Raw genomic sequence first — 8,135 nt, 5'->3', positions numbered from 1 at the left:
CCATCCATTTGTGCTGCTCCTGTTATCATGTTCTTAACGTAGTCAGCATGTCCTGGACAGTCAACGTGTGCATAGTGTCTGTTATCTGTTTGATATTCAACGTGTGCTGTGTTGATTGTGATTCCTCTTTCTTTTTCTTCTGGAGCTTTATCTATTTCATCATATTTAAAAGCTTCAGCGAATCCTCTGTTTGCTAATACTGATGTAATAGCTGCTGTTAATGTTGTCTTACCGTGGTCTACGTGACCGATTGTTCCGATATTAACGTGTGGTTTGTTTCTTTCAAATTTTGCCTTTGACATCCTTCTTTTCCTCCTCTAGAATTAAAATAAACTTTGCCTAGCGTTTTGTGTTTTCCAAAAAATTGGAGCTCACGATCGGGATTGAACCGACGACCTCCGCCTTACCAAGGCGACGCTCTACCGACTGAGCTACGTGAGCAACTTAATCTATATTTTACTTTATAAGTTATACCATAAAAATTTTACTACCAAAAAAAAAAATTGTCAACATCTTTTAACAAATTCATTTTCTAATATTTAAACATTTTTCTAATTTTCGCTTGACCCTCTGAAGCGCATTATCTACTGACTTTTCATGCCTATCTAAATCACAAGCTATCTCTTGGTAGCTCTTTCCATCTAGGTATGAAAGCAGTACCTCCATTTCCAAATCGGATAAAACTTTAAGCATTTCACCTTCAATACGAGCCATCTCTTCTTTACTTATAACAACTTCCTCTGGGTCTGTTATCTTAAACCCAACCAATACATCTAATAATGTTCTGTCAGAATCTTCTTCATAAATAGGTTTATTTAGAGAAACATATGTGTTTAAAGGTATATGTTTTTGTCTTGTAGCAGTTTTTATAGCTGTTATAATCTGTCTTGTTACACAAAGTTCTGCAAAAGCTTTAAATGAAGCTAACTTATCTGTTCTAAAATCTCTAATAGCTTTATATAATCCTATCATACCCTCTTGGTATATATCTTCCTTATCTGCACCAATTAAAAAATACGATTTGGCCTTTGATTTAACAAAATATTCATATTTGTTAATTAAATATTCTTGAGCTCTAGAACTACCATTTTTAGCTTCTATTGCAACTTCCTCATCGCTCTTATTTAGAAACTCTTCAAAGCCTTGCAAATCATTCCTTTTCTTCTCCACAATATCCCCCCTATATCCCGTCATTTATATAAATATATTTTTTTACTTTGTTAAAGTAAAATTTAATTGCCTCGTCTCATTTTTTCCAATTTTTCTAATACACTCTTGTCAAGTCTATCTTCTAACCAATCCTTTTGTATTCTTTTATTCTTCTCAACCTTTTTTTGAATTTTGTCTTTCGTCTTTAAAACTTCATTGTAAAATTCAAAGCAAGACATTCTTACGGCTCCTCTTTGAAAAACCGTCTGTTGCTCTAATGAATCAGATGTAACAACTACAACTTCAATCTTTTTTCCTATATTGTTTACGCAACGCTCTATATATGAATCAGCAGTTTCCCCATCTTTTGTAAAAACTACAACTACACTTCCAATAGCTTCTCTTTTAGTCATATTCCCACCTACTTTGTGAGCATCAAAAACTAAAATTATATTACAATTATTATAAGCTCCATAATTTTGCAATATATCTATAAGTTCTTTTCTAGCAGAAGCATAACTATACTCTTTAACTTTGTTTAGATTCGGCCAGCTATTAATTACATTATATCCGTCTACAAATATACTTTTCACTAGCTATCACTCATTTTCTATATTTACTATTTTTTAATTCTTGATTTCATGACTTCATACATCATTATACCACCAGCAACTGATGCATTTAAAGAGTTTATTTTACCTATCATAGGAATTTTAACCAATTTATCACATTTTTCCTTTGTTAATTTCGACATTCCTTTGCCTTCATTACCAACTACTATAGCACAAGGACCTGATAAATCAGTATCATAACTGTACTCTACACCTTCTATATCTGTTCCATAAACCCATACACCTTGTTCCTTAAGTTCATCTATAGTCATGTTTATATTAGTTACTTTTGCTATTTTCATATACTCTATAGCTCCAACAGAAGCCTTATATACAGTAGCTGTGACTCCAACATTTCTCCTCTTAGGTATTATTATACCATGAGCTCCACAAAGTTCTGCTGTTCTAACTATAGAACCCAAATTATGAGGGTCTTCTAATTCATCTAATATTATTATAAATGGTTCTTCATTTCTCTCTTTTGCTAAATCTAAAATTTCTTCAACTGAAGAATATTTGTAAGGTGTAATTATAGCCATAACTCCCTGATGAGCTCCCGTTTCGCTCATTAAGTCAAGTTTTTTTCTATCAACCTCTTTAACAACTATTCTCTTATCTTTTGCCAATCCTAAAATCTTATTTATAGAACCTTCTGTGCTGCCCTTAGCTACCATTAATTGCTCTACAGTTTTATTTGTTTTTAATAATTCAATAACAGCATTTCTACCTTCAACCAAATCCTCTCTTGAGTGCTTAACTTCAATATTCACATCTTCAACAGGCTCTGAATATTCTCTTTTCTTTCTATAATCATTAGTTAATTCTCTTCCCATTCTTGGCTCTTCAGATTTAACTTTTCTAAAATCTCTTGATCTCTTACCTTTCGGTTCTTCTTTAATTTTACTGTATCCTTTGTATTTGTTGCTGCTTTTTGTCATTTATTGCACTTCCTTTTTTTCCAAGTATAATTCTCTCATTTCCTTCATTTTTCCACAACTCATTTTACCTTCCGGACATACACCATTTACACAATTAGGACCTGCATACTTAAATAATGTCGGTGCTACTTTTTTAACCTCTTTCACCATTAATTTTGCCATATCTCTTATTTCCCATTGAGCTCTATCGCAACATCTATGATGGAAGAAATTCATTAAACTTCTTGCATTCATTGTGAATATAACTTTTGTCTCACAAGCATTTGGGAAAACATATCTTGCATCTTCTATTGCTTTTTTTTCTGCTACCTTAGTATCTAATCCACTTTTTACGTAACCATCTTTCAATTTGTTAGTAATCTCATCATAAGCTTTTTGACTTTCTTCCATAGATTTTATAAATAAAGCCTTAGCTTCTTCATTTTCTTTTATAGCCGGTGGTACTATGTATTCAAATTGATTAAGCTTAACATATCTTTGGCTTTGTTGAGAAAATGAAGCAATTCTATGTCTAACAAGTTGATGAGTTAAACTTCTTGAAACTCCTTCTACGCAAAAAGTAAAACTTACATGCTCTATAGGCGATTCATGACCTAAAGACATAAGCATATTTAAAAACTTGCTTGTGTTTTCTTCTGTTAAATTTTCCATAATATCTTCTACACCAACTGAGCTATAACAAAGCTTTGCTGCTGCTGCTATTATTTTTTCTGGTTCTCTTGTATACTGTAATAACTTAACCTTCATTGTCTTAATTTATCCCCCTATTCTTTAACCTCTATAGTTTTTAAAAGTATCTCACTTAATCTTTCCTTTTGATTTGTTAAGTATAAATATCCTATAAGTGCCTCAAAGCCTGTAGCTGTTCTATATTCTACAACATCTGCATTTTTAGGTACTGTTCCTGACTTTGCATTTCGTCCCCTTTTATATATATACGTCTCATCCTCTGTCAGCAATTCTTCTAAAGCTTTCATTATTTGACTCTGAGCATGAGCCTTTACATAAGTTATAGCCTTAACATGAAGTTTATGTGCTGAAAGTCCTCTATTTTCAAACAAAATATAATTCCTTATGAAAACCTCATAGACACCATCACCTATTAATGCTAATTGAAGTGGATTTAAAAGTCTAGCTTCTTTTTGATTTAATTCTTTAAATAATAAATTATCTAACATAACTTCTCCTTTTTTGTTATTAAAATGAAAGGCTTGCAATTAAAATACAAGCCCTTCTTAAAATAAGCATTAAAGTTTTTTCCATCTAACTCCTTGAGGAGTATCTTCTAAAATTATTCCTCTAGCCTTCAAATCATCTCTTATTTTATCAGCAAGTGTAAAATCTCTATTTTTTCTTGCTTGTTGCCTTTGCTCTATAAGATTTTCTACTTCTTCTTCCAAGCTTACTTTTGTAGTTTTTTGAAGTATTCCTAATGGATTTCCTAATTCCCTAATAAGATCTAATACACTGCTTATAAGTTCTTTTGATGCATTTACTCCAATGTTTGAATTAACATCTCTAACTAAGTCAAATATAGCTGTTATTGCATCTGCTGTATTAAAGTCATCATCCATTTTTTCTATATATTTTTGTCTATATTTGTCCAAGCTTTGCAAATATACTTTTTCCTTCTCATCCATAGAATCTTTATTAACTTCACTTAATAAACTTTCTAAATTCGATATAGCATTGTATATTCTTTCTACTGACGATTTGGCTGATTCTAATAAATCTTCACTAAAATTTAATTGTTGTCTATAATGCGCTGAAAGCATTAAAAATCTTATTACATCTGAATTAAAACTTTCTAAAATTTCTCTTGCAGTAAAGAAATTATTTAATGATTTAGACATTTTTTGATTATTTACATTAACAAAAGCTGAATGTAACCAATAATTCGCAAAAGACTTTCCTGTTAATGCTTCACTTTGAGCTATTTCATTTTCATGATGCGGAAACACTAAATCAGATCCACCTGCATGAATATCAATAGTTTCTCCAAGTAACTTTTTAGCCATACATGAACATTCAATATGCCAACCAGGTCTTCCAAGTCCCCAAGGACTTTCCCATGCTGGTTCACCTGGCTTTTTAGCCTTCCATACTGCAAAATCCATTGGGTCATTTTTTCTTTCATCTACGCTTATTCTAGCTCCTGATTGAAGGTCTTCTATATTCTGACCTGACAACTTTCCATATGCCTCAAAACTTTTAGTTGAAAAATAAACATCCCCATTTACTTCATAAGCAAAACCCTTATCTATAAGTCCTTTAACAAATTCAACTATTTCTGTTACAAATTCAGTAGCCCTTGGATTAACAGTAGCTCTTTCTATATTTAATTCATCAGCATCTTTATAATATTCATCTATATACTTATCACCTAATTCTTTAACTGTAATACCTTCATCATTTGCCTTATTTATCATTTTATCATCTATATCGGTAAAATTCTGTACAAACTTAACTTTAAATCCTCTATATTCAAAATATCTTCTAATTGTGTCAAAAACTATAAATGTTCTTCCATTTCCGATATGAAAGAAGTTATATACGGTAGGTCCACACACATACATACTAACTTCACCAGGAACTATTGGATTAAATTGTTCTTTTTTCTTTGTTAAAGTATTATATACCCTCATAATTTACCTCCTTATCATTTTTAGCAATTATAAACTTAAATTATTTTTTGCAAATATTTCTTCTACTCTTGATGCAACTGTTTCTATTGCTATAACTTCCGTATCAGCTTCATTTCTTAATTTAAATTCTACTTCTCCATCCACGATTTTCTTACCTACTGTGATTCTCATAGGTACTCCCATAAGATCAGCATCTTTAAATTTAACTCCAGCTCTTTCATTTCTATCATCCATTATAACATCAACACCCATTTTTTTAAGCTTTCCGTATATCTCTTCTGCAATCTTCATCTGATTTTCATCTTTTATATTAACAGGAATAACGGTAACATGATATGGAGCTACTGATAGTGGCCATACTATACCATTATCATCATGATGTTGCTCTATTATAGAAGCCATAGTTCTTGTTATACCTATACCATAACATCCCATCATAAATGGCCTTGATTTTCCATCTTCATCAATAAAATTAGCATTCATTGATTCTGAATATTTTGTTCCTAATTTAAATATATGACCAACTTCTGTTCCTCTTGATATAGTTATTTCTTCACCACAATGAGGACATTTTTCTCCAATTGTTATATTTCTGTAATCTCCAACCTTGCCTTCAAAATCTCTTCCGTAGTTTACATTTTCAAAATGATATCCTGTTTCATTTGCCCCTACTATAAAATTGTACATATTTACAACTTCTGTATCTACTAAAAGTTCATCAACCTTTATTCCTATTGGTCCTGCAAAACCTATTGCAGCTCCTGTTGCTTTTCTAACCATCTCTTCATCAGCCATTTCAAATTCAACAGCTCCACCTAAAACATTAGAAACCTTAGTTTCATTTACCTCTCTATCCCCTCTTACCATAACAGCAATTACTTTTCCATCTACATTAAAAAGTAACGTTTTAGCAAAATTCTTTTTACTACAATTAAAGAAATTAACTAATTCTTCTATAGTTCTAGCATTTGGGGTTTCTGTCTTTCTAAGTTCTTTTAGTTCTTCTTTTTCACCCATATCTGGTGTTGATGGAGCCTTTTCTATATTAGCTGCATAATCACAAGCAGTACAAAAAACAATGTCATCTTCCCCAACTTCCGATTTAACCATAAATTCAGCTGAATTTGATCCTCCAATAGCTCCTGAATCTGCTTCAACACATTTAGCATCTAATCCGCATCTGTTGAATATAGAAACATATGCAGCATGCATTTTATTGAAAGAAACATCTAAACCAGCTTCATCTTTATCGAAACTATATGCATCCTTCATTATAAATTCTCTTGATCTCATTATACCAAATCTTGGTCTTCTCTCATCCCTGTATTTAGTTTGTATTTGATATAAATTCAATGGTAATTGCTTATATGATTTTATTTCATTTCTAGCTATATCAGTAAATACCTCTTCGTGTGTTGGTCCTAAACAAAAATCTCTTTGATTTCTATCCTTTAATCTAAACATTTCAGCTCCATAGGCATCCCATCTCCCTGACTCTTGCCATAATTCGGCTGGTATCATAGCTGATGCTAAAAATTCTTGTGCTCCTGCAGCATTCATTTCTTCTCTAACTACATCCTCAATATTCTTTAAAACTTTAAGACCTAGAGGCATATAATTATAAACCCCAGCAGCCATTTTTCTCATCATCCCAGCTCTTAGCATTAATTTGTGGCTTTCTATCTCTGCTTCTGCCGGAACTTCTCTTAAAGTTGATATTAACATATTTGACATCTTCATAACTAAATTCCTCCTACAATTTAAATATAATTATTTTATCTTTTATTTTATAAAAACTAAATTTATTTGTATAATTATAAATAATTCTATAATTTCATATATAAAAAAAGAGCACACCCTTTTTTAGGGCGAGCTCATAGTCGCGGTACCACCTAAATTTGTACTCTCATAATTTTAACGATATTTAACCGATAGTTTTTACCTATAGCTCAGAAGTAGGTTCAAAACATATTGAAAATCTTACAGCCATGGATTTTCTCTCTGAAAAGCTGTTTTTACTAGTCTTCTTCAACGCTTATAAATATTAAATTTTCAAACTTAATTATATATTGCAAAAAAAACGCTGTCAATATTACTTTCTTTTAAATCATAAAATAAACTGCTCAGCCAGAATTAAGTCTTCTGGAGTTGTAATTTTTATATTTTTATAATCACCTTCATATAAAAATACTTTCTGTCCTATAATCTCTGCTACCATAGTATCATCCGTTACAGATATATTATTCTCTTTGATATATTCATGTCCATTCATTATAGTATTAAAATTAAAGCTTTGTGGTGTTTGAACAGCCACTAAATCATTTCTATTAGGGGTATCTATTGAAAAACCATTTCTATCTTTAACTTTTATAGTATCTTTAGGCATCACTCCTGGTGCTGCCGCTCCATATTGCTTTGCATATATTATTGAATTTTTTAATATATCTTGTGTAATAAAAGGTCTAGCACCATCATGAATAAGCACTATATCACAATTTTCAATTGCCTTTAAACCATTATAAACAGAATACTGCCTTTCTGTACCACCCTCAACTATTTTTCCTATTTTAAGATTAAACTTATCTATTATTTCTTTTTTGCAAAATTCTATTTCATCTTTAGGTAATACAAGTATTATGTCTTGTATTTCTTGACTAGTTTCAAAAGCTTTTATAGTATAATAAAGCATTGGCTTGCCTTTAATTTCTATAAACTGTTTGGATACATTGGCTCCCATTCTAGAACCTCTTCCACCTGCCAATATAATAGCACATACCTTGTTCATAATTTTC

General features: G+C 31.2%; 9 protein-coding genes, 1 tRNA gene and 1 other annotated feature. All 10 genes read right to left on the bottom strand.

Annotated elements, in window-relative coordinates; translation table 11 throughout:
* A partial coding sequence (locus BUB01_RS21710) for a GTP-binding protein (RefSeq protein ID WP_072993592.1) occupies positions 1 to 302 on the bottom strand: 302 nt, incomplete at its 3' end.
* Between the two features lie 63 nt (positions 303 to 365).
* Positions 366 to 441: transfer RNA gene (locus BUB01_RS21705), tRNA-Thr, on the bottom strand.
* Between the two features lie 84 nt (positions 442 to 525).
* Positions 526 to 1,194, bottom strand: a complete 669-nt coding sequence (gene sigH, locus BUB01_RS21700) for an RNA polymerase sporulation sigma factor SigH (protein ID WP_084109120.1) — start codon at positions 1,192 to 1,194, stop codon at positions 526 to 528.
* Between the two features lie 38 nt (positions 1,195 to 1,232).
* Positions 1,233 to 1,742 (bottom strand): NYN domain-containing protein, encoded by a 510-nt coding sequence (locus tag BUB01_RS21695; protein ID WP_072993587.1) that lies wholly within the window; start codon positions 1,740 to 1,742, stop codon positions 1,233 to 1,235.
* Positions 1,743 to 1,768: 26 nt separating this feature from the next.
* Complete coding sequence (rlmB, locus tag BUB01_RS21690; protein ID WP_084109117.1) at positions 1,769 to 2,698, bottom strand: 23S rRNA (guanosine(2251)-2'-O)-methyltransferase RlmB; 930 nt, start codon at positions 2,696 to 2,698, stop codon at positions 1,769 to 1,771.
* Entirely contained in the window at positions 2,699 to 3,445 is a 747-nt protein-coding gene (thyX, locus tag BUB01_RS21685; protein WP_072993584.1) for an FAD-dependent thymidylate synthase, read from the bottom strand.
* Between the two features lie 17 nt (positions 3,446 to 3,462).
* Positions 3,463 to 3,876: a Mini-ribonuclease 3 gene (locus BUB01_RS21680; protein WP_072993581.1), complete on the bottom strand. Its 414-nt coding sequence runs from the start codon at positions 3,874 to 3,876 to the stop codon at positions 3,463 to 3,465.
* Positions 3,877 to 3,945: 69 nt separating this feature from the next.
* The gene (gene cysS / locus BUB01_RS21675) at positions 3,946 to 5,343 is read right to left on the bottom strand and encodes a cysteine--tRNA ligase (protein WP_072993578.1); all 1,398 of its coding nucleotides are present in this window, start codon (positions 5,341 to 5,343) and stop codon (positions 3,946 to 3,948) included.
* Between the two features lie 27 nt (positions 5,344 to 5,370).
* A complete protein-coding gene (locus BUB01_RS21670; RefSeq protein WP_072993575.1) occupies positions 5,371 to 7,083 on the bottom strand; it encodes a proline--tRNA ligase in 1,713 nt (570 codons plus the stop codon).
* A gap of 121 nt (positions 7,084 to 7,204) precedes the next feature.
* Positions 7,205 to 7,384: a binding site (T-box leader), on the bottom strand.
* Between the two features lie 66 nt (positions 7,385 to 7,450).
* Positions 7,451 to 8,128: a 2-C-methyl-D-erythritol 4-phosphate cytidylyltransferase gene (gene ispD, locus BUB01_RS21665; RefSeq protein ID WP_072993572.1), complete on the bottom strand. Its 678-nt coding sequence runs from the start codon at positions 8,126 to 8,128 to the stop codon at positions 7,451 to 7,453.
* Between the last annotated feature and the right edge of the window lie 7 nt (positions 8,129 to 8,135).

It is taken from the genome of Clostridium cavendishii DSM 21758, assembly GCF_900141845.1.
Classification (GTDB): Bacteria; Bacillota; Clostridia; order Clostridiales; family Clostridiaceae; genus Clostridium_AG; species Clostridium_AG cavendishii.
The sequence above is the reverse complement of the archived record's forward strand: the minus strand, read 5'-3'. Positions and strand labels throughout refer to the sequence as shown.

What these genes read in the sequence shown, in the direction of transcription:
- sigH (WP_084109120.1), bottom strand. Translation starts at nt 1,194, where the DNA reads ATGACGGGATATAGGGGGGATATTGTGGAGAAGAAAAGGAATGATTTG.
- rlmB (WP_084109117.1), bottom strand. Translation starts at nt 2,698, where the DNA reads ATGACAAAAAGCAGCAACAAATACAAAGGATACAGTAAAATTAAAGAA.
- thyX (WP_072993584.1), bottom strand. Translation starts at nt 3,445, where the DNA reads ATGAAGGTTAAGTTATTACAGTATACAAGAGAACCAGAAAAAATAATA.
- BUB01_RS21680 (WP_072993581.1), bottom strand. Translation starts at nt 3,876, where the DNA reads ATGTTAGATAATTTATTATTTAAAGAATTAAATCAAAAAGAAGCTAGA.
- cysS (WP_072993578.1), bottom strand. Translation starts at nt 5,343, where the DNA reads ATGAGGGTATATAATACTTTAACAAAGAAAAAAGAACAATTTAATCCA.
- BUB01_RS21670 (WP_072993575.1), bottom strand. Translation starts at nt 7,083, where the DNA reads ATGAAGATGTCAAATATGTTAATATCAACTTTAAGAGAAGTTCCGGCA.
- ispD (WP_072993572.1), bottom strand. Translation starts at nt 8,128, where the DNA reads ATGAACAAGGTATGTGCTATTATATTGGCAGGTGGAAGAGGTTCTAGA.